The organism is Neorhizobium alkalisoli (assembly GCF_007829835.1).
Lineage (GTDB): Bacteria > Pseudomonadota > Alphaproteobacteria > Rhizobiales > Rhizobiaceae > Neorhizobium.
Window position 1 is genome coordinate 13,699 of record NZ_VIWP01000004.1, and the last position, 19,158, is coordinate 32,856.

Genomic DNA, 19,158 nt, shown 5'->3' on the forward strand with positions numbered 1-19,158 from the left:
AATGCCAGCCTTGTGAGGCAAAGGCTCTTAACTCGCGCTGGGCGTCTGCCATTGCCTGAGCGCGCTCGCCCCGCTTTCGCTGAGGCCATAGACGCCCTTGTCGATCCGCTCGAACCAGCCGTAATAGTTGTTGAGCAGGATCTGACCGGCGGTCGGTACGCTCGGCTTCAGGTCACGCGGCCGCAGCGGACCGTCAGCGAGAGCCGCTGCACAGGCGAGTGCCTGCTGGCGGTATGCAGTCATGATCGGCACTTTTGTCGATCCGCCAAGCGCGGGATCGCCTTGCCGCTTGCGGTGTTCCTTGATCAGCCGCGTACGTCGCTTCGGGTTCGTGCGAGGCATGGGCGAAACGGAACTGACGAGGATGCTGACCTCGCCGGAATCGGACACTCCCAGCATGCCGATCCCGAGCCGTCGGCAGAGATCGCGATAACGTTTGTCGGCCTCGCGTCCCCTGCCTTTGGCGGAGACGCGGGCGGCGATCCACACTTCATCCGCCGCTGCCGCGCGATCCACCGCCTGCAGAATGAGCTCAAGATTGAAACTCAGCTTCAATTCGCAGACGACCATGACAGTCGGGTCGCCATCGCTAAGGCCAAGGATGTCGCAGCCGCCGATTTCGCCTTTGACCGCGTAGCCGGCGGCCTCGAGGAACTGTTTGACGGGAAGATAGAGTGAGGTTTCCATGAATGCCTGAAATCAGCGATTGGCCGGGCCGAACACGCCCTTGCGAGCATGTCCGATCCATGAGCCACTGTCGCCAGCCTATTCGAACTCGATGATCAGTTCGTCAACGGCAAGGCTCTGGCCGGCCGAAGCCGCAACATTCTTCACCACGCCCTGCCTTTCGGCCTTGAGGATGTTTTCCATCTTCATAGCTTCGACCGTGGCCAGCGTCTGGCCGGCTTCGACCCTGTCTCCGACATTGACCGTGATGCTGGTGATGACGCCCGGCATCGGGCAGAGCAGCATTTTCGACGTGTCGGGTGGAAGCTTGATCGGCATCAGGCGGGCAAGCTCCGCCACCCGCGGAGAGCGGACGCGGGCGCTCACATCCATGCCGCGACAGCGCAGCCGGATGGCGGTGCCGACGAGGTTGACCTTGACGCTCATCGACTCGCCGCCAATCTTGAAATTCGCCAATGTCTGGCCGGGTAGCCAGCCGCTTGCGGCAGAGACGGCCGTGCTGTCGGCAAAGCGTATCGTCGCTCCATCCGGCCCTGTATCGAGGCTGACGGTTTGCTCCAGAATGTCCGAACCCGTTCCGCCCAACGTCACGACCCAATCCCTTCCAAGAACCCGCCGGTGATTGCCGATCGTGCCGGAAATCTGCACCGCACGTTCCTGGACGGCTTGGTTGACCAGAGCCGCGATCGCGGCGAGTTTTCGTGCGGCTTCGTTACTGGGATGCACGCCGGAAAAACCGTCCGGAAATTCTTCCGCAATGAAGGCCGTCGTGATCTTTCCGGAACGGAAACGATCATGCTCCATGACCGCCGAGAGAAAGGGCAGGTTGTGGCCGATGCCATCGACTTCGAAACCATCCAGCGCCGACGCCATCGCATCGATCGCCGCCAGCCGTGCAGATGAACCGGCACCCGGCGCCCAGGCGCAGAGCTTTGCGATCATCGGATCGTAATACATCGAGATCTCGCCGCCTTCGAAGACGCCGGTATCGTTGCGGACGATCGTGCCGTCCGGCTGCTTGCCTTCGGCCGGCGGCCGATAGCGCGAAAGTCTTCCGATCGACGGCAGGAAATTGCGATAGGGATCCTCGGCGTAAAGCCGGCTTTCGATCGCCCAGCCATCGAGCTTCACATCGTCCTGACCGAAGGTGAGTTTCTCGCCGGCGGCAACTCGGATCATCTGTTCGACAAGGTCGATGCCGGTGACGAGTTCGGTCACCGGATGCTCCACCTGCAGGCGGGTATTCATCTCGAGAAAATAGAAATTCCGGTTGCCGTCTACGATGAACTCGACCGTACCGGCTGAAAAATAGCCAACGGCTTTGGCAAGCGAGACCGCCTGTTCACCCATGGCCTTGCGGGTCGCTTCATTCAGGAAAGGCGAGGGGGCTTCCTCGATGACCTTCTGGTTCCGCCTTTGGATCGAGCATTCCCGTTCGCCGAGATAAAGAGTGTTTCCGTGCTGGTCGCCCAGCACCTGGATCTCGATATGGCGTGGCTGGTCAACGAATTTCTCGATGAAGATGCGGTCGTCGCCAAACGCGCTTTTCGCCTCGTTCCGCGACGATTGAAAACCCTCGCGTGCTTCCTGCTCATTCCAGGCAATTCGCATGCCCTTGCCGCCGCCGCCGGCCGAAGCCTTGATCATCACGGGATAACCGATCGAAGCGGAGATTTTCACCGCTTCATCGGCATCCTCGATCAGGCCCATATGACCGGGCACGGTGGAGACACCGGCATCGGCGGCGATCTTCTTCGAGGTGATCTTGTCACCCATCGCTTCGATCGCTTTGACCGGTGGTCCGATAAAGGCAACGCCTGCCTTTTCGAGCGCTGCCGCAAAGGCCGCGTTTTCGGAGAGAAAACCATAACCGGGATGCACCGCATCGGCGCCGGTCTTCCTGATCGCCTCAAGAATCTTCTCGATGACGATATAGGACTGGTTCGATGGCGCAGGGCCGATATGCACCGCCTCGTCGGCCATTTTTACATGCAGGGCGTCGCGATCGACATCCGAATAAACGGCGACGGTGGCGATACCCATGCTCTTCGCTGTGCGAATGACCCGGCAGGCGATTTCGCCGCGATTGGCGATGAGGATTTTCTTGAACATGCTTTTGCCGATCACTCCGCCGCTTCCGCCGGCGGCGTGGCGCCGGGTGCCGTACCGCCGACAATCAATGCCTTGGCGCTGATATACTCGTCGATCTCTTCCCATCCGACCGCATCACCGAATGGCAGGATTTTCCACCCATCTCGGTCAGCAGGTGATGCGGCCTGCAAGCGGGGATACCACCAGAGCGGCGCGGTAATCGTACGGCCATCTACCATGATGAAAACAATGGAGTTCTCGGAAACGCTTACATCCGAAATCTGCAGGTTTCGATCATCAATGTCCAAAATGGTCATGCCATGCCTCCTCGAAACCTTCCCTGTGATCCTCAACCACCTTGAGGATAGCATTCACCTCATGAGGCGCGAAGCCAGCATTGCGCGCCACGCTGGAATCCTTCAGCCAGACCTTCAACTGCTTTTCGTCCTTCAGGATATGGACATGTGGTGGCTCGCCAATCTCCTTGGAATAAAAGAGGAAGCGGTGGCCTTTCCACAAAAGCAGCGTCGGCATTGGCACTTCCTCCTTGGTGCTTTGCCTAAAACCTCGGATATCTACTCGAACGCCTGCGGAAAATTCTTGCGGGCGAGCGGCTCGTTGAGCTTCAGCAACGCCTCATAGGAGGCGGGATCGAACGCCCGCTCCGCCGGCAGGATTTCGCGCCCGAACAGGCGGCACAGACGCTCACCGTCAAGGTTTCCGCGCTGGAACGGTTCGGTGCCGAAATATTGCCAGATGGCCTGAACGAAACCGATATCGGCAAAGGCGATCGACTTGTCCATGGTCGGGTGGCGCTTCCAGGCGCTCAGCGCCGTCACCTTCGGGTTTGCCCGGCGCAACGTATATTGCCACTGGGTGCCGAGCAGGCCCGCCGGAAAACCGCGGTGTTTTGGCATTTCTGGGGTCTTGGCCATGCGTCTAGACCTCGAAAATGTCTTCGAAGGCATCCGGAAAATTCTTCCGGCCAACCCTTTCGTCGATGCGCAGCAAGGCTTCGTAGGACGCGGGATCGAATGGGCTTTCCGCCGGCACGACTTCCCGGCCGAAAAGAAGGTTGAGCCGTCCGGCGTCGAGATTGCCGCGCTCGAAGGGCTCGTCGCCAAAATGGTGCCAGAGCGCATGCAGGAAGGCGGCATCCACCTTCTGCTCGATCGTGTTCGGGCGGGCGAGGCGGGGCAGCGCCTTCAGTGGCGTTGCCCCCTTTTCATTGGCACGACGGATGGTGAAGTGGTGGCCATGGCCCGGCAATCCGGAAGGAAAGCCTCTATGCTTGGTCATTTCGGGTGGTCGGGCCATGCGTTTATTCCTTAGTCCTTGCCGATCTTGTCGGCCGTCTTCGTATCGAAATCGGATGCGTCGTGACGCTCGTGAAGCTGTTCGGACGGATCGCCCGACATGCGGTTGACCATTCTGCCACGTTTGACGGCCGGACGCGCAAAAATCTCGGCCGTCCAGCGCTGTACGTTTTTGTAAGTGCCGACGTCGAGATAGTTGCCGGCATCGCCATAGGCCTGGCCCAGTGCCAGATTGCCGTACCACGGCCAGATCGCCATGTCGGCAATCGTGTATTCGGAGCCCGCCATATACTGGTTGTCGGCGAGATGCCGGTCGAGCACGTCGAGCTGGCGTTTTACTTCCATCGCATAACGGTCGATCGCATATTTGATCTTCATCGGCGCATAGGCATAAAAATGTCCGAAACCGCCGCCGAGGAAAGGCGCCGAGCCCATCTGCCAGAACAGCCAGTTCATCGCTTCCGTGCGGGCGCGCAGCTCGGTCGGCAGGAAGGCGCCGAATTTTTCCGCCAGATAGACAAGGATCGAGGCAGATTCGAATACCCGGACCGGCTCGCCACCATCCTTCGGAGCGTGATCCGAGAGAGCCGGAATTTTCGAATTCGGATTGACGTCCACAAAACCGGAACCGAACTGGTCGCCATCGCCGATCTTGATCAGCCAGGCATCATATTCCGCGCCGGAATGGCCGGCGGCCAGGAGCTCTTCCAGAAGAATCGTCACCTTCACGCCGTTCGGCGTGCCGAGCGAATAAAGCTGCAGCGGATGTTTGCCGACAGGCAGGACCTTGTCATGGGTCGGCCCGGCGATCGGCCGGTTGATATTGGCGAACTGGCCGCCATTACCCTTGTCCCAGATCCAGACCTTGTCAGGTTCATAGCCGGCTGGGAAATTGTCGGCGGGGGATTTCTCGGTCATCAAAATCATCCTTGTGCTTGAATTCAGCGCGGCACGGAGAAGGCGCCCGGCTTCATATGGGAGCCGATGTCGCCAATGTCTCCAGTCACAGCGGGATAGTGTCGTGTTTTTTCCAGTGCGTGGTCACCTGCTTGCCGCGCAGCGAGGCAAAGGCGCGGGCGATGCGCCGGCGTGACGAATGCGGCATGATCACCTCGTCGATAAAGCCGCGCTCGGCCGCCACGAAGGGATTTGCAAACCGCTCCTCATATTCCCTGGTGCGGGCCGCAATCTTTTCAGGATCATCCAATTCGGAGCGATAGAGAATTTCGGTCGCCCCCTTGGCGCCCATCACCGCGATTTCCGCCGTCGGCCAGGCATAATTGATATCGGCGCCGATATGTTTCGATGCCATCACGTCATAAGCGCCGCCATAGGCCTTTCGCGTGATCAGCGTCACGAGCGGAACGGTCGCCTCCGAATAGGCAAACAGCAGTTTTGCACCGTGCTTGATCACGCCGCCATATTCCTGCGCCACGCCCGGCAGGAAACCCGGCACATCGACCAGCGTCAGGATCGGGATCGAGAAAGCGTCACAGAAACGCACGAAACGGGCGGCCTTGCGGGACGAATCGATATCGAGGCAGCCGGCCAGTACCATCGGCTGGTTGGCAACGACGCCGATCGTCTGTCCCTCAAGCCGGATGAATCCGGTCAGGATGTTTTTCGCAAAAGCTTCCTGGATCTCGAAGAAATCGCCCTCGTCGGCGATCGCCGTGATCAGTTCCCGCATGTCGTAAGGTTTTGCCGCACTGTCGGGGATCAGCGTGTCGAGCCGCATTTCAAGCCGCGCCGGATCATCGTGGAAAGGGCGCGTCGGCGGCTTTTCACGATTGTTCAGCGGCAGGAAATCGAACAGCTGGCGCACGGCCTCCAGAGCCTCGACGTCATTGTCGAAAGCCGCATCGGCGACCGAGGATTTTTGGGTATGCGTTTTCGCGCCACCGAGTTCTTCGGCCGTGACGATCTCGTTGGTCACGGTTTTGACCACATCCGGTCCGGTGACGAACATGTAGGACGTGTCGCGCACCATGAAGATGAAATCGGTCATCGCCGGCGAATAGACCGCGCCACCGGCGCAAGGGCCCATGATCACGGAAATCTGCGGCACGACACCGGATGTCTCGGCATTGCGGCGAAACACTTCCGCATAACCGCCAAGCGAGGCGACACCTTCCTGGATGCGGGCGCCGCCCGAGTCATTGAGGCCGATCACGGGCGCTCCGACACGCACCGCCATATCCATGATCTTGCAGATCTTCTGGGCATGCGTTTCGGAAAGCGAACCGCCGAAGACTGTAAAATCCTGGGAAAAAACATAGACCTGCCGGCCGTTGATCGTGCCCCAGCCGGTCACGACGCCATCGCCGGCGATCTTTTGGCTCTCCATGCCGAAATCCACCGCGCGGTGGGTCACGTACATGTCGAATTCTTCGAAAGAGCCTTCGTCGAGCAGGACTTCGATCCGTTCCCGGGCCGTCAGTTTCCCCTTTGCATGCTGTGCGGCAATGCGCTTTTCACCGCCGCCGAGCCGTGCTTCGGCCCGCCGTCTTTCGACTTCACTCAAGACTGAACGCATGCTGCCTCCCGAATGCTTCACATCTGTGTAACGCGTCTTCGGGAGAGAGCAAACCTTTGATCGCAGATCGGAAGTATCATCGCGGCAGGCAGGGCCGCGATGTCCGGCGCATAAACAGTGGCGCGGTTTAGGCGGCGCTGACGAAGCGGCTCGACAGCGTCCTGGTACCCTTCAGCGGCACACGACGGATCATTTCCATCGCAAAGGCGCGGGCATTCTGGCGGGCCTTGTCGAGATTGCTGATACGGTTTTCGTCCATCGTGTAGAGCGTGCCGCCGAGATCGAAGATGTCACGGAAGGCGGCGCGTTCGATGATCGGCGTGCCGAGCACTTCAACGCCCCGTTCGGCCAGCAGCATTTTGACGGCCAGCAGGGCGCGCGTCGTCACCATCGAGTTGACGCGGGTCAGCACGACGGAATGGTTGACGCGGATGCCACCCTTCTCGTCGAGGAAACGCAAGAGTTCGAGCACGTTTGCGCCGCCCTGGGCATCCATGGCGCAGCCCTGTATCGGGATCAGAACATGGTCGGAAAGGCCGATTGCCTTGGCCAGCAGCGGGCTCTGGGCGCCGGGCAGGTCAACGACGAAATAATCTGTCTTGTAAAGGTTTTCGGAAATATGCCGTTCGATCGAAGCCTGGGTCACGTAGGAAATGACGTTGAGCCGGTCATTCTGCGGCGACATCTGGTGCCATCTCGAAATCCAGCGCTGCGGGTCGGCGTCGAGAACCGTGACGCGATATCCCTGCTGGGCAAGGTCGGAGGCAAGCAGAAGCACGGCGGTCGTCTTGCCGGCGCCGCCCTTGGTATTGGCAAACGTGATGACTGGCATAAGGGGAATTCCTGTTCGGCTGCGAGCTGACCGCTCTGAACCGCACCCTCATGATGCGCCGTCCGATTCTTGGTCCAACATGGTTAACGAAGACCAAAAATCGGACTGTGAACCTTCATCGGCGACGATCTGCGGCCAGGATTTCCCGAGCGATCTGATCGAGCGAAACCACCTTGTCGACGCCGCCATGGGCGATCGCTTCCTTGGGCATGCCGAACACGACGGAGCTCGCTTCATCCTGCGCCACCGTATAGGCGCCGGCCTGGTGCATCTCGTTCATGCCGCGGGCGCCGTCATCGCCCATGCCGGTCATGATCACGCCCATCGCATTGGCACCGGCTGAGCGCGCCGCCGATCGGAACAACACATCGACCGAAGGCCGGTGCCGGCTGACCAACGGGCCCTCACGCACCGAAACCTCGTAGCGCGCGCCCTTGCGTTCAAGCAGCATATGCTTGTCGCCGGGCGCGATCAGCACGTGTCCGCGCAGCACAGGGTCGCCATCGACCGCTTCCTTGACCTCGACTTCGCAGAGGCCATTGAGGCGTTTTGCAAAGGCGGCGGTAAATTTCTCCGGCATGTGCTGGACGATGACCATGCCTGGCGAATTGGCCGGCAATGCTTCCAAAAGTTCGCGCAGCGCTTCCGTTCCGCCGGTCGAGGCGCCGACGCAGACGACCATTTCCGTCGTCTTCGCCATGGCACCGATCCTCGGCGGCGGCAGAACGGCATCGGCCGTCAGTTTGGCAGTCGAGTTGCGCTCCGTCAGTCGCGTAGCACGGTGTTTCGAGACCCGCGCATTGGCGGCAGACTTTACGACCGTGCGGATACGGTCTGCCGCCTCAGCCAGATGATCGGCTGCACCGATCTTCGGCTTGAGGATGATATCGACAGCGCCTGCCTCAAGCGCCTGCATCAGTGTCTCTGAACCGCTCTCGGTCAGCGATGAGCACATCACGACAGGAATGGGATGCTGCGCCATCAGCTTGCGCAGGAAGGTGATCCCGTCCATTTGCGGCATCTCGACGTCGAGGGTAATGACGTCCGGAATTTCTTCGCGGATTTTCCGCGCTGCCATGAATGGATCGTTGGCAACGCCCATAACCTCGATATCCGGATCGGCGGAAAGCACCGAACTCAGCGTCTGCCGCACACTGGCGGAATCGTCGATGATCAGAACCTTGATCTTGCCTGCCGCCATCTCTCAGCCTTTCTTGAACACCGTGTTGGCAACCTGTTTCACCGGCAGGTCGAAGCCGGTGACGGTTTCCGAATGGCCGATGAAAAGATATCCGCCGGGCAGGAGGCAGTCGCAAAGGCGGTTCAGAACATGCTGCTGTGTCGGCTTGTCGAAATAGATCAGCACGTTGCGGCAGAAGATGATGTGCATCGGATCGCCGACCGGATATTTGTCGTCCATCAGGTTCAGCCGCGCAAAACCAAGCTTGGTGCGCAGCTTCGGGCTGATACGCATCTCGTGGCGGCGGTTGTCGGCCGATTTCATCACATATTTGCGCATCATCTCGCCGGGGACCGGCTGCAGAAGTTCGTTCTGGTAGATGCCGCGCTTGGCTTTATCGAGCACGTCCGTCGAAAGATCTGTGGCGAGAACGAAGTAATCCCGCTCCGGTGCCTTGGCACCCAGATATTCGGAAAGCACCATCGCCATCGTATAGGGCTCGGCACCGGTCGAGCAAGCGGAGCTCCAGGTCCTGAGCCTGCGGTCGCCGAAGGATTTCAGGATATCCGGCAGCGCGTGGCTGACCATGTAGTCGAAATGTTTCGGCTCGCGGAAAAAGTCCGTCTTGTTGGTGGTGACCGCATCGATCAGGTGGATCGCTTCCTGCTCGAGCCCGCCATGCTTGAACAGATAATCGCAATAGGAGTCGAAACTCGTCATGCCGGTCAGGCGCAGCCTGCGGCGCAGGCGGCCTTCAAGCATGGTCATCTTGTTGAGCGGCATCTTGATGCCGCTATAGTCGTAAATGTATTTCGACAGCAGGTCGAAATTGCGCTTGCTCAGCCTGTCGTCCAGCGACTGGCTCCTGATTGCCGTATCCACGCCGACCCCTCGTACTCTTTACTTGTTCAGTTCACGCGATTGCGGCGCGCGATCAGGCGACCTTCTGCGCGCCGACGCCGGCCAGTGCGGAGCCCGAATCCGAGAACAGCCGGGCAAGGTCGATGATGACGACGAAACCGACATCCCGCCTGACGACACCCGCGATATAGTCCGAGCGCCAGCGCACGCCGATATCCGGTGCCGTCTCGATCTGGTCTTCGCGGAAGGGCACGACCTCGTAGACCCGGTCGGCAACGAGTCCGAGTGCCAGAACCCGGTCCGCGACGGGAACGTCGAGAACCAGGATCCGCGTATGCGGCGTCTTTTCCGTCCGCGACATGCCGAGACGAAGCCGGAGATCGATCACCGGAACCCCCTGGCCGCGCACATCGCGCAGGCCAAGAAGATAGTCCGGTCCATGCGGGATCTTGAACGGCTCCTCATGGTCGAGGATTTCGCGAACCACCTCGACGGGGACCGCGAAAATCTCCTCGCCGAGGCTGAAGGTCACAAACTGTGATTCAGGGGATGTGCTTGCCATTTACGCGCTTTCCTTGAATTCGTCGTCGTCCTGGTCTGGTCCGCCCATGGACATGTCGAGGGCAAAGCCCCGGGCACGAGCCTGCTGTGATGCCACGGGGCGTTCGTGGCCGGAATTTTCATGAGAACGGCCTGCTTCGCCGGGCCGGCGTTTGGCCGCTGCCGGGGCAGAGGCAGCCTGCGAACGGTCCCGTGCATTGCCACGGTCCACGCGGAAGAAGGCGATAGAGGCCTGCAGTTCTTCCGCCTGCGCCGCCAGTTCTTCGGACGTGGCCGAAACCTGTTCCGAGGCGCCGGCATTCTGCTGGGTTACCTTGTCGAGCTGCTGGATCGCTTCGTTGATCTGGCTCGCACCGATATCCTGCTCGCGGCAGGCCGCCGAAATCTCGGCCACCAGCTCGGCGGTCTTGTGAATGTCTGGCACCAGCTTGTTGAGCATTTCGCCTGCATCGGTCGCGACCTGCACGGTCTCGCCAGAGAGCGCGCTGATTTCGGCGGCCGCCGTCTGGCTGCGTTCGGCGAGCTTTCTTACTTCCGAAGCAACAACCGCAAAACCACGGCCATGTTCGCCAGCGCGAGCAGCTTCCACCGCGGCGTTGAGGGCGAGAAGGTCGGTCTGGCGAGCAATTTCCTGCACGATCGAGATCTTGTCGGCGATCGTGCGCATCGCGCCGACGGCGCGTGCAACGGCCTGGCCGGAAGCCTCGGCATCCTTGGACGACTGGCGGGCGATCTTTTCGGTCTGGGCCGCGTTATCGGCATTCTGCTTGATATTGGCGGCCATCTCTTCCATCGAAGCGGAAGCCTCTTCAGCCGACGATGCCTGTTCCGTCGCCCCCTGCGAAAGCTGTTCGGAGCTGGAAGACAGTTCCTGGCTGCCCGAGGAAACATTGGTCGAGGCCGACAGCGCGTCCGAAACGACGCCACGCAGGCGCTCTACCATGCTCTGCAGGGCAAGGCCGAGCACGTCCTTGTCGGACAGCGGTTTTGGCGAAATGGTCAGATCGCCATTCGCGATCTGGTTGGCGACATTGGCCGTGCTGCGCAGGTTGGTGACCATGTTCTGCATCGCGGTGCCGAGCATGTCCTTGTCCGACAGAGGCTTGGCATCGACGGAAAGGTCGCCGGCGGCGATACGGTCGGCAATGCCGGCAGTGCCGCGCAGATTGCCGGTCATCACGTTGACGGTATCGATCAGATCCTTGATCTCGTCATTCGTCTTGACTTCGACCTTCTGGTTCAGGTCGCCGATCGCAACGGCATTGGCGACGGATGCGATCTTGCCAAGGCCGCGGCTGATGCCGAGCATGATCCATACGGAAGCACCGATTGCCAGGAGCACTGCCGCTGCCGCAACGATCCCCATGATCAGCATGGTTTCGTCAAACAGCGCGTCGTTTTCCCTACCGGTCTCGGCCATGTTGCTGCGCTGCAGATCAACCAGTGCCTTGATCTCGTTGTTCATTTCGACCGTCAGGTCGCGCAGCTCGCCCATCGATATCTCGGTGGCACCGGCATTGTCGCCCTTGGCGTGAAGCGCCTCGAGATTTTTCGTATCGGTCAGGAAGGTGGCGCTATAGGCGACGAGTTTCTGCCAGCGCGGCTTTTCGTCGGCAGGCGCGATCGAGACGCCTTCTTCGAACATCTTGGTCATCGTGGCGAGGTTGGCGCGGCCTTCCTCGAAGAATTTCAGCGATTGCGCCGGATTGGAAACCAGAAGCGCGTTCTTCTGGGCACGAATGGCATCGATCTCGGCAATATCGGCGTTCAATGCCAGCTCGAGACGGCGGACAGGGCCGTCGATCAGACCGCTGTTTGCGTCATCGAGATCGTGAAGGCTTACGGCCGCAAAGCCGGCAATACCAATGAGAGAAAGCGTCAGCAGGCCGAAACCCAGCCCTAATTTCCATTTGATTGTAAAGCGCATCTCGATATCCATCCATTCTGAAAAAAGGTCCATCTCCGTCCGCAGATGTCGCCTCATGGATGCCGAGACCGCCGGTTAAAGGGGCGTGACCTCGTGAAAAGCATCATTCGATCAGACATCGATGCAGGTTCATCCTGCACGTGGTCGAGGCCGGACGGACCGGCCTCGACGGATCATGGGAACGATACGCTCAGGCGCTCGCTCTGAAGTCGTGGTCTTCGCTGTCCGGTCCGCCCATGGCGAGATCGAGAGCAAAACCCTTGGCACGTGACTGCTGTGCTGCCACCGAGCGATCCTGAGCCTTCGGCATCATGGGCTTGGGAGCCGGCGCCTTGGCGGCAGGCCGTGCCACTGCGGCTTCCGACTGCATGCGCGCCTTGCTGGCATTGTCGACCCGGAAGAAGGCAATCGAGGCCTGCAGTTCTTCAGCCTGCGCCGCCAGTTCTTCGGAGGTCGAAGACATCTCTTCCGAGGCACCGGCGTTCTGCTGCGTGACCTTGTCGAGCTGCTGGATCGCTTCGTTGATCTGGCTTGCACCTATGTCCTGCTCGCGGCAGGCGGCCGAGATTTCCGAGACCAGTTCGGCGGTCTTGTGGATGGCGGGAACGAGCTTGTTCAGCATGTCGCCGGCTTCGGTCGCAACCTGGACGGTTTCGCCCGAGAGAGCGCTGATCTCGGCAGCAGCAGCCTGGCTGCGTTCTGCAAGTTTGCGGACTTCCGAAGCGACAACAGCAAAGCCCTTGCCATGCTCGCCGGCACGCGCTGCCTCGACGGCGGCGTTCAGAGCGAGAAGGTCGGTCTGGCGGGCGATTTCCTGAACGATCGAGATCTTTTCGGCAATCACGCGCATGGCGCCAACGGCACGGCCGACGGCCTCGCCGGAAGCTTCCGCATCCTTGGACGACTGGCGGGCGATCTTCTCGGTCTGGGCAGCGTTATCTGCGTTCTGCTTGATGTTGGCGGCCATCTCTTCCATCGAGGCGGAAGCCTCTTCGGCCGAGGAAGCCTGTTCGGTCGCACCCTGCGAAAGCTGCTCCGAGCTGGAAGACAGTTCCTGGCTGCCCGAGGAGACGTTGTTGGCAGCCGAAAGTGCATCGGCAACAACGCCACGCAGGCGTTCGACCATGCTTTCCAGCGCGATGCCGAGCGTATCCTTGTCGGAAAGCGGCTTCGGCGATATCGTCAGATTGCCGCCGGCGATCTGGTCGGCAACATTGGCCGTATTGCGCAGGTTGCTGGTCATGACGTTGATGGTCTGAACGAGATCGCGGATTTCGTCGTTGGACTTGACTTCGACATCCTTGTTCAGATCGCCGATGGCTACCGCGTCTACGACGGCAGAGATCTTCTTCAGGCCGGAATTGATGCCGAGAGAAATCCACAATGCCATTGCGATGGAGAAGATCAGAAGAACGATAACGACGCCGATCAGCATGTTACGTGCGTTTTCGTACTGGATGTTGGTCGACTCGTCCGTCGCCTTGAGGTCCTTCGAAATCTCGTCATTCAGGCCGGCGACGCTCTGCATCAGGCGGTTGGTGATTTTCACACCTTCGCCCATGGAAAGGCCGGCGGCGCGGTCGTTGGACTCGCTCGTATTCTGCTTGGCCAGCCCGATGATCTGGTCCTGCATGGCAACCCAGTCCGGCATGGCGTTGCGGAACTCCACAAGCCGGGCCTTGACGCCGCTTGCCTGCTCGTTGTCGAGGACGGTGAGTGAAGCCTGGACAGCCTGGCGTGCCTTGGCAACCTGATCGGCATAACCGGAAATCTGCGACGCGTCAGTGTTCATGATCGCGTTCTTTTCGGCACGGATGGAATTGTTGATCGCATCCGTCAGTTCGCCGGCAACCCTGACATTGGTCGTCGGGCCAGCGATGATGTCGGTAATCGCACCATTCAGGCTCGAAAGGCTGGAGATCGCGAACATCGCCATGGCGGCCGTCGCGACAAGAATGAGGCCGAAGGTCAGGGCCAGCTTAAGCTTGATAGTAAACCGCAAGATCGTATCCCCCGATATGCGCTATTTCGACATCAGCCTGTCTGGATCCGGCTCTCCGGTACCCAAGGCAGGGCAAGTTGATGGGCGTAAGATCGATACATTCGATCATCTGCCCGAACCGGCGGAACCGGCCAACGTCGTCGCATACACACGGCGGCGGTGATCCCGGCCAAGATCAGGCCGGGATCGAATTCAGTTGCATCAGGCGCTTTCGCGGAAATCCGCGTCGTCGGCGTCAGGGCCGCCCATCGACATGTCGAGGGCAAATCCCTTGGCACGTGCCTGCTGGCTCGAGACCGAGTGGTCGCTGCCGCTGCTGCGGACGGCCGGGCGCTGTGCTGCCGGCTTGGCAGCAGGCTTGGCTGCCTGGCGTGCCGGAGCCGCTGCCGCGCGCTTGCCCTTCTGGCTGGAACCCGACTGTTCGATGCGGAAGAAGGCGATCGAGGCCTGCAGCTCTTCAGCCTGCGATGCGAGCTCTTCCGAGGTTGCCGACATTTCTTCCGAAGCGCCTGCGTTCTGCTGGGTAACCTTGTCGAGCTGCTGGATCGCTTCGTTGATCTGGCTTGCACCGATGTCCTGCTCGCGGCAGGCGGCCGAGATTTCCGAAACCAGTTCCGCCGTCTTCTGGATATCCGGCACCAGCTTGTTCAGCATCTCGCCAGCATCAGTCGCAACCTGCACGGTCTCGCCCGAAAGTGCGCTGATTTCGGCAGCAGCAGCCTGGCTGCGTTCTGCAAGCTTGCGGACTTCCGAAGCGACAACAGCAAAACCCTTGCCATGTTCGCCGGCACGCGCTGCCTCGACGGCGGCGTTCAGGGCGAGAAGGTCGGTCTGGCGGGCGATTTCCTGAACGATCGAGATTTTTTCTGCGATCGTGCGCATGGCGCCAACGGCACGGCCAACGGCCTGGCCGGAAGCTTCGGCATCACGCGAAGACTGGCGGGCAATCTTCTCGGTCTGGGCAGCGTTGTCTGCGTTCTGCTTGATGTTGGCGGCCATCTCTTCCATCGAGGCGGAAGCCTCTTCGGCAGCCGATGCCTGTTCGGTCGCGCCCTGCGAAAGCTGCTCGGCGCTGGCCGACAGTTCCTGGCTGCCCGAGGAGACGTTGTCGGAGGCTGCAAGCGCATCGCCGACCACGCCACGCAGACGCTCGATCATCGTGTTGACGTAGCCGAGCAGCTCGCCGATCTCGTCCTTGCTGGTGATCGGCGCAAAGCGGGTCAGGTCGCCATCGGCAACGCTCTGCACGGCGCGCACGGCATTGCCGAGGCCCTTGTTGATGCTCATGGCGATCCAGAAGGCGGCAAGGGCGGCAATCAGGAAAGCGCCAGCCGCGACCGAGATCATGATCAGGCGGGTCTGTGCATAGTCGATATCGGCTTGTGCATCGGCATCGTCCAGACGACCTTCTTCAAGCTTGACCACGTCGGAAAGCAGGGCATCGATCTGGTTGGTGACCGTACGGGCTTCGTTCGAGGAAATCTTGTTGGCGCCGGTTGCATCTCCGGCCAGCATCAGCTTGCGGATTTCGTCGTCATGCTTGCGGAATTCGACAGTGAAGGCCGCGAGCTTACCCCAGAGAACCTTGCCCTGCTCGGTGGCGCGCGATTCAACGGCCTTGAACGTTTCGTCGAAAGCGCGGCGCGCATCATCGCCCTTGGCAATGGCGCCCTGCATGTCATTGGGGCTGGCGGCCAGGAGAAGGTTCTTCTGCTGACGGATCTGCTGCAACTGCTCGTTGTTCAGCGACTGCGCCAGCTTGAGCCGCATGGCTGGTCCCTGCAACACGTTCTCGAGCGTGTCATTGAGGCTGGAAAGGCTGATAAGGCCATAGGTCGCAGTGGCGGCCAGCATCAGGATGACGAAGCCGAATGCCGCTGCCAGTTTGAGCTTGATTGAAGCACGCATCTTTTTATTCCCGTTCAAAAGGGGCCACTGCCCGTTGAGGCCTGCGGCCTAGGCGTGAGCGTGTTGAGCTGAGAAGATCGCCTGAAGATTGGGGACGATGATGAACTCGGTCCCACGCTTGACGAGGCAATCGATGAAATCAGGGCGCCAGCGCATGCCGACGCTTGGTGGCGGTTCGCCTGCGGTGCGCAGGAGTGTCGTCACCTCATGCACCTTGTCGGTGCGGATGCCGGCCAGGACCGGCTCGTCGTCGATTTCGATCTCGATGACGATGATGCGGCTGTCGATCGTCGGCTTGGTCGCTTCCATGCCGAAGGCGAGCCGAATATCGGCAAGCGGAATGACCTTTCCGCGAAAGTTGATGACGGCACCGACAAAGGCCTTGGCGCCGGGAACGCTGGTCTCGGGCAACAGATCCAGGATTTCCTGGACGATGAAGGCTTCGAGCGCAAACATCTCGCCGGCGATGTCGAAGGTCAGGACCTCGAGTTCCTCGCGGCCGCCCCAAAGCTCTTCCGGCATTTTTCTGACTGCTTCACTCATCCCGCCGCGCGCAGATGCGCCTCCTGTTGCTGTCCTTCGGCCACGAGGTGACCGACGTCGAGGATCAGGGCCACGTCCCCGTCTCCGAGAATGGTGGCGCCCGAGAAGGTCGCCACGTCATGATGAAGCTTGGACATCGACTTGATGACCGTCTGGTGGTCGCCGATGATCTGGTCGACGACGAGACCGACACGCTCGGAACCGGTCGATATGACGACGACCTTCTGGAACGGATCGGGCTTGGTGCCGGTCCGGAACAGGTCGCGTAGTCGCAGGAACGGCACGAGGCTGTCACGCAGCGAGATGAAGCTGCGGCCACGCGAACGCATGTCCTCTTCGATCGACAGTTCGAGGCATTCCTCGACCGCCGAAAGCGGAATGACATAGCGGCCGGAGCCGACCCGCACGAGCAGGCCGTCGATGATCGCAAGCGTCAGCGGAATGGCGAGCGAGATTTCCGATCCCTTGCCCGGATGGCTCGTGACGTTGATCGTGCCGCGCAGGGCGTCGATCGTCCGCTTCACCACGTCCATGCCGACGCCGCGGCCGGAGAGATTGGTGACCGTCTGTGCCGTCGAAAAGCCCGGCTGGAAGATCAGCTGGTAGAGTTCCTGGTCGGTCAGGTTGGCATTGGCACCGATCAGACCGGAGGATTCCGCCTTGGCGCGGACGCGATCCTTGTCGATGCCGCGGCCGTCGTCCTTGATGGTGATGATGACTTCGCCGGCCTGCTGGCGGGCCGAAAGCATGATCTTTCCGGCCTCCGGCTTGCCCGCCGCAAGACGCTGTTCGGGCGTTTCGAGACCATGGTCGCAGGAATTGCGGACGAGATGGACGAGCGGGTCGGCGAGACGTTCGATGACGCTCTTGTCGACTTCGGTGGTTTCACCCTCGGTGACGAGTTCGATCGCCTTGCCGGTTTCATGCGCGAGATCGTGCACGAGGCGGCGGAAGCGGCTGAACAGATGCGTGACCGGCACCATGCGCAGCACCATCATCGTATCGCGCAACTCGCCGGACAGGCGTTCCACGTCTTCAGAGACGGCGCGCAGCTGCAGATCGCCGCTACCGCCGGCAAGCTGGCTGAGGCGGGACTGGGCAATCACCAGTTCGCCGACGCGGTCCATCAGTTCATCGAGCTTTTCGGCCGGAACGCGGACGTTTTCCGCAGCCTTGGCGGCCTTGGCATCGGTCGGGGCAGGAGCTGCGGCCGGTGCCGGCGTCGCAACCGGTTTGGCGGCAACAGGTTCCGCTGCCGCGGCCTTTGCCGGTTCGGCGGCAGGCGCCTTGGCGGTTGCAGGTTTTGCAGCGGCCGGAACCTCGACCGTTTCGATCGTCAGTTCCATCTCGTCCATGACGAAGATGAACACGTCTTCAATGGCCGAGCGCGGCTGGGTCGTCAGAAGTTCGACATCCCAGGAAATATGCAGGTCGGTCGGGAAAAGCGTGTCGAGGGCAGGAATGTTGGAGCGATCGGCGACGATGCGGCATTCGCCGAGCTCACGCAGCTCGTCCAGCAGTGGCAGCGGGTTGGTCCCGTTTGCCATCGCGTTCTGCGGCAGGCTGAAATGCATCTTGTAGAGCGTCTGGGCGGGGCCGGCCTCTTCGGCTGCCGCTCCATTGCTGCCGGAGCCGGAACCGTCGACTGCGCGGCGCAGGTTGGCGAGGAGTGTTTCGCCAACCGCTTCATGGTCGCCGGTCGGCGTCTCGACCAGGGCCCGCATGTGGTCCTTAGCTTCGAGAACGGCGGTAACCAGTGCCTGGGTTGCCGGCACTTCGCCCTTGCGCACCCGGTCGAAGGCCGTTTCGCAATGGTGGGTGAAGGCGGCGAGCGCCTCGAAGCCGAACATCGCGCCGGAACCCTTGAGCGTGTGCAGGCCGCGGAAAACCGCGTCCACCTGATCCTTGTCGCCCAGATTCACATTGAGATCGAGAAGACCGGCCTCGATCTGCTCGAGTAGTTCCGCTGCTTCCGTCCGAAAGACGGCGATAGGATCAGGAAAGCTCATCTGCCGAGCACCTTGCGAACGATCTTGACCAGGCTTTCAGGGTCGAACGGCTTGGTCAGCCAGCCGGTGGCGCCGGCCGATTTCGCCTGCTGCTTCAGCTCGTTGTCGGATTCCGTCGTCAGGAAGATGACCGGCACGCCCATATGGGCCGGCAGCTTGCGCAGTTCGCGGATCATCGTCAGGCCGTCCATGTTCGGCATGTTCAGGTCGGTGACGACCAGATCGAATTCGCCGGCATTCAGCTTGGCAATTCCGTCGAGGCCATCGACGGCCTCGGTGACCTGATAACCCGCATTCGTCAACGCGACCCTCGTGGTCAGGCGGATACTCGCCGAGTCATCGACGGTCAGGATATTGGCGCTCATTAAATGTCCCCTTGATGAAGCCAGAAATATGCGTCTTCGGCCGACATGCCTTCGAGGAAACCGCTTCTGCGGAGCGTCTCGAGAAGGGCTCCATTCGCGGGCTTGGCAAGCGCAATCGACTTGCCTTGCGTGCCGGCATAGATGCGGGCTGCCTCGATGAGCTGAATGAAGCTGATATCGACCTGTGGTTCTTCTTCAAATTCGATTGTCGCCGACGGATTTTCATCCAGGAAAGCGAGAATTTGAGCATGCGTCGAAGTAATCGCGCGCATGGTCAGAGCGGACGGCAGCGAGATGCGGTCTTCTTTAACGTCCGGCACAGACATTCATACCCCAATAT

At 60.6% G+C, this 19,158-nt stretch carries 19 protein-coding genes; all 19 read right to left on the reverse strand.

Annotation, left to right across the window (positions count from 1 at the left end):
- Nucleotides 1-27: 27 nt before the first annotated feature.
- Nucleotides 28-687, reverse strand: coding sequence for a DUF2161 domain-containing phosphodiesterase (locus FHW37_RS15740; protein WP_145638114.1), 660 nt, complete (start codon nucleotides 685-687; stop codon nucleotides 28-30).
- Nucleotides 688-765: 78 nt separating this feature from the next.
- Complete coding sequence (locus FHW37_RS15745; protein WP_145638116.1) at nucleotides 766-2,799, reverse strand: acetyl-CoA carboxylase biotin carboxylase subunit; 2,034 nt, start codon at nucleotides 2,797-2,799, stop codon at nucleotides 766-768.
- An 11-nt stretch (nucleotides 2,800-2,810) separates the two neighbouring features.
- Nucleotides 2,811-3,095 carry a DUF2442 domain-containing protein gene (locus FHW37_RS15750; RefSeq protein ID WP_186458280.1) on the reverse strand — a complete coding sequence of 95 codons (285 nt, stop codon included), beginning with the start codon at nucleotides 3,093-3,095 and terminating at the stop codon, nucleotides 2,811-2,813.
- Complete coding sequence (locus FHW37_RS15755; protein ID WP_145638120.1) at nucleotides 3,076-3,312, reverse strand: DUF4160 domain-containing protein; 237 nt, start codon at nucleotides 3,310-3,312, stop codon at nucleotides 3,076-3,078. The genes FHW37_RS15750 and FHW37_RS15755 overlap by 20 nt, the downstream gene beginning before the upstream one ends.
- Nucleotides 3,313-3,353: 41 nt before the next feature.
- Complete coding sequence (locus FHW37_RS15760; protein ID WP_145638122.1) at nucleotides 3,354-3,713, reverse strand: hypothetical protein; 360 nt, start codon at nucleotides 3,711-3,713, stop codon at nucleotides 3,354-3,356.
- Nucleotides 3,714-3,717: 4 nt separating this feature from the next.
- Nucleotides 3,718-4,095, reverse strand: a complete 378-nt coding sequence (locus FHW37_RS15765; RefSeq protein WP_145638124.1) for a hypothetical protein — start codon at nucleotides 4,093-4,095, stop codon at nucleotides 3,718-3,720.
- Nucleotides 4,096-4,106: 11 nt separating this feature from the next.
- The gene (yghU, locus tag FHW37_RS15770) at nucleotides 4,107-5,012 is read right to left on the reverse strand and encodes a glutathione-dependent disulfide-bond oxidoreductase (protein WP_145638126.1); all 906 of its coding nucleotides are present in this window, start codon (nucleotides 5,010-5,012) and stop codon (nucleotides 4,107-4,109) included.
- Between the two features lie 85 nt (nucleotides 5,013-5,097).
- A complete protein-coding gene (locus tag FHW37_RS15775; protein ID WP_145638128.1) occupies nucleotides 5,098-6,630 on the reverse strand; it encodes an acyl-CoA carboxylase subunit beta in 1,533 nt (510 codons plus the stop codon).
- A 127-nt stretch (nucleotides 6,631-6,757) separates the two neighbouring features.
- Nucleotides 6,758-7,462: a ParA family protein gene (locus tag FHW37_RS15780; RefSeq protein ID WP_145638130.1), complete on the reverse strand. Its 705-nt coding sequence runs from the start codon at nucleotides 7,460-7,462 to the stop codon at nucleotides 6,758-6,760.
- Between the two features lie 115 nt (nucleotides 7,463-7,577).
- Nucleotides 7,578-8,663, reverse strand: coding sequence for a protein-glutamate methylesterase/protein-glutamine glutaminase (locus FHW37_RS15785; protein ID WP_145638132.1), 1,086 nt, complete (start codon nucleotides 8,661-8,663; stop codon nucleotides 7,578-7,580).
- 3 nt (nucleotides 8,664-8,666) lie between these two features.
- Nucleotides 8,667-9,524: a CheR family methyltransferase gene (locus FHW37_RS15790; protein WP_145638134.1), complete on the reverse strand. Its 858-nt coding sequence runs from the start codon at nucleotides 9,522-9,524 to the stop codon at nucleotides 8,667-8,669.
- Nucleotides 9,525-9,576: 52 nt separating this feature from the next.
- On the reverse strand, nucleotides 9,577-10,065 hold the full coding sequence (locus tag FHW37_RS15795; protein ID WP_145638135.1) for a chemotaxis protein CheW: 489 nt from the start codon (nucleotides 10,063-10,065) through the stop codon (nucleotides 9,577-9,579).
- Entirely contained in the window at nucleotides 10,066-11,991 is a 1,926-nt protein-coding gene (locus FHW37_RS15800) for a HAMP domain-containing methyl-accepting chemotaxis protein (protein WP_145638137.1), read from the reverse strand.
- A gap of 190 nt (nucleotides 11,992-12,181) precedes the next feature.
- Complete coding sequence (locus FHW37_RS15805; protein WP_145638139.1) at nucleotides 12,182-13,993, reverse strand: methyl-accepting chemotaxis protein; 1,812 nt, start codon at nucleotides 13,991-13,993, stop codon at nucleotides 12,182-12,184.
- Nucleotides 13,994-14,194: 201 nt separating this feature from the next.
- Nucleotides 14,195-15,901, reverse strand: coding sequence for a methyl-accepting chemotaxis protein (locus FHW37_RS15810; protein WP_145638141.1), 1,707 nt, complete (start codon nucleotides 15,899-15,901; stop codon nucleotides 14,195-14,197).
- Between the two features lie 48 nt (nucleotides 15,902-15,949).
- Nucleotides 15,950-16,444: a chemotaxis protein CheW gene (locus FHW37_RS15815; RefSeq protein WP_145638143.1), complete on the reverse strand. Its 495-nt coding sequence runs from the start codon at nucleotides 16,442-16,444 to the stop codon at nucleotides 15,950-15,952.
- Nucleotides 16,441-18,453, reverse strand: a complete 2,013-nt coding sequence (locus FHW37_RS15820) for a chemotaxis protein CheA (RefSeq protein ID WP_145638145.1) — start codon at nucleotides 18,451-18,453, stop codon at nucleotides 16,441-16,443. The genes FHW37_RS15815 and FHW37_RS15820 overlap by 4 nt, the downstream gene beginning before the upstream one ends.
- Nucleotides 18,450-18,818, reverse strand: a complete 369-nt coding sequence (locus tag FHW37_RS15825) for a response regulator (protein ID WP_145638146.1) — start codon at nucleotides 18,816-18,818, stop codon at nucleotides 18,450-18,452. The genes FHW37_RS15820 and FHW37_RS15825 overlap by 4 nt, the downstream gene beginning before the upstream one ends.
- The gene (locus tag FHW37_RS15830) at nucleotides 18,818-19,144 is read right to left on the reverse strand and encodes an STAS domain-containing protein (protein ID WP_145638148.1); all 327 of its coding nucleotides are present in this window, start codon (nucleotides 19,142-19,144) and stop codon (nucleotides 18,818-18,820) included. The genes FHW37_RS15825 and FHW37_RS15830 overlap by 1 nt, the downstream gene beginning before the upstream one ends.
- Nucleotides 19,145-19,158 lie beyond the last annotated feature (14 nt).

Bases quoted from the DNA above. Each gene is read 5' to 3' on its own strand.
- FHW37_RS15740 (WP_145638114.1), bottom strand. From the start codon at position 687: ATGGAAACCTCACTCTATCTTCCCGTCAAACAGTTCCTCGAGGCCGCC.
- FHW37_RS15745 (WP_145638116.1), bottom strand. From the start codon at position 2,799: ATGTTCAAGAAAATCCTCATCGCCAATCGCGGCGAAATCGCCTGCCGG.
- FHW37_RS15750 (WP_186458280.1), bottom strand. From the start codon at position 3,095: ATGACCATTTTGGACATTGATGATCGAAACCTGCAGATTTCGGATGTA.
- FHW37_RS15755 (WP_145638120.1), bottom strand. From the start codon at position 3,312: ATGCCGACGCTGCTTTTGTGGAAAGGCCACCGCTTCCTCTTTTATTCC.
- FHW37_RS15760 (WP_145638122.1), bottom strand. From the start codon at position 3,713: ATGGCCAAGACCCCAGAAATGCCAAAACACCGCGGTTTTCCGGCGGGC.
- FHW37_RS15765 (WP_145638124.1), bottom strand. From the start codon at position 4,095: ATGGCCCGACCACCCGAAATGACCAAGCATAGAGGCTTTCCTTCCGGA.
- yghU (WP_145638126.1), bottom strand. From the start codon at position 5,012: ATGACCGAGAAATCCCCCGCCGACAATTTCCCAGCCGGCTATGAACCT.
- FHW37_RS15775 (WP_145638128.1), bottom strand. From the start codon at position 6,630: ATGCGTTCAGTCTTGAGTGAAGTCGAAAGACGGCGGGCCGAAGCACGG.
- FHW37_RS15780 (WP_145638130.1), bottom strand. From the start codon at position 7,462: ATGCCAGTCATCACGTTTGCCAATACCAAGGGCGGCGCCGGCAAGACG.
- FHW37_RS15785 (WP_145638132.1), bottom strand. From the start codon at position 8,663: ATGGCGGCAGGCAAGATCAAGGTTCTGATCATCGACGATTCCGCCAGT.
- FHW37_RS15795 (WP_145638135.1), bottom strand. From the start codon at position 10,065: ATGGCAAGCACATCCCCTGAATCACAGTTTGTGACCTTCAGCCTCGGC.
- FHW37_RS15800 (WP_145638137.1), bottom strand. From the start codon at position 11,991: ATGCGCTTTACAATCAAATGGAAATTAGGGCTGGGTTTCGGCCTGCTG.
- FHW37_RS15810 (WP_145638141.1), bottom strand. From the start codon at position 15,901: ATGCGTGCTTCAATCAAGCTCAAACTGGCAGCGGCATTCGGCTTCGTC.
- FHW37_RS15815 (WP_145638143.1), bottom strand. From the start codon at position 16,444: ATGAGTGAAGCAGTCAGAAAAATGCCGGAAGAGCTTTGGGGCGGCCGC.
- FHW37_RS15820 (WP_145638145.1), bottom strand. From the start codon at position 18,453: ATGAGCTTTCCTGATCCTATCGCCGTCTTTCGGACGGAAGCAGCGGAA.
- FHW37_RS15825 (WP_145638146.1), bottom strand. From the start codon at position 18,818: ATGAGCGCCAATATCCTGACCGTCGATGACTCGGCGAGTATCCGCCTG.
- FHW37_RS15830 (WP_145638148.1), bottom strand. From the start codon at position 19,144: ATGTCTGTGCCGGACGTTAAAGAAGACCGCATCTCGCTGCCGTCCGCT.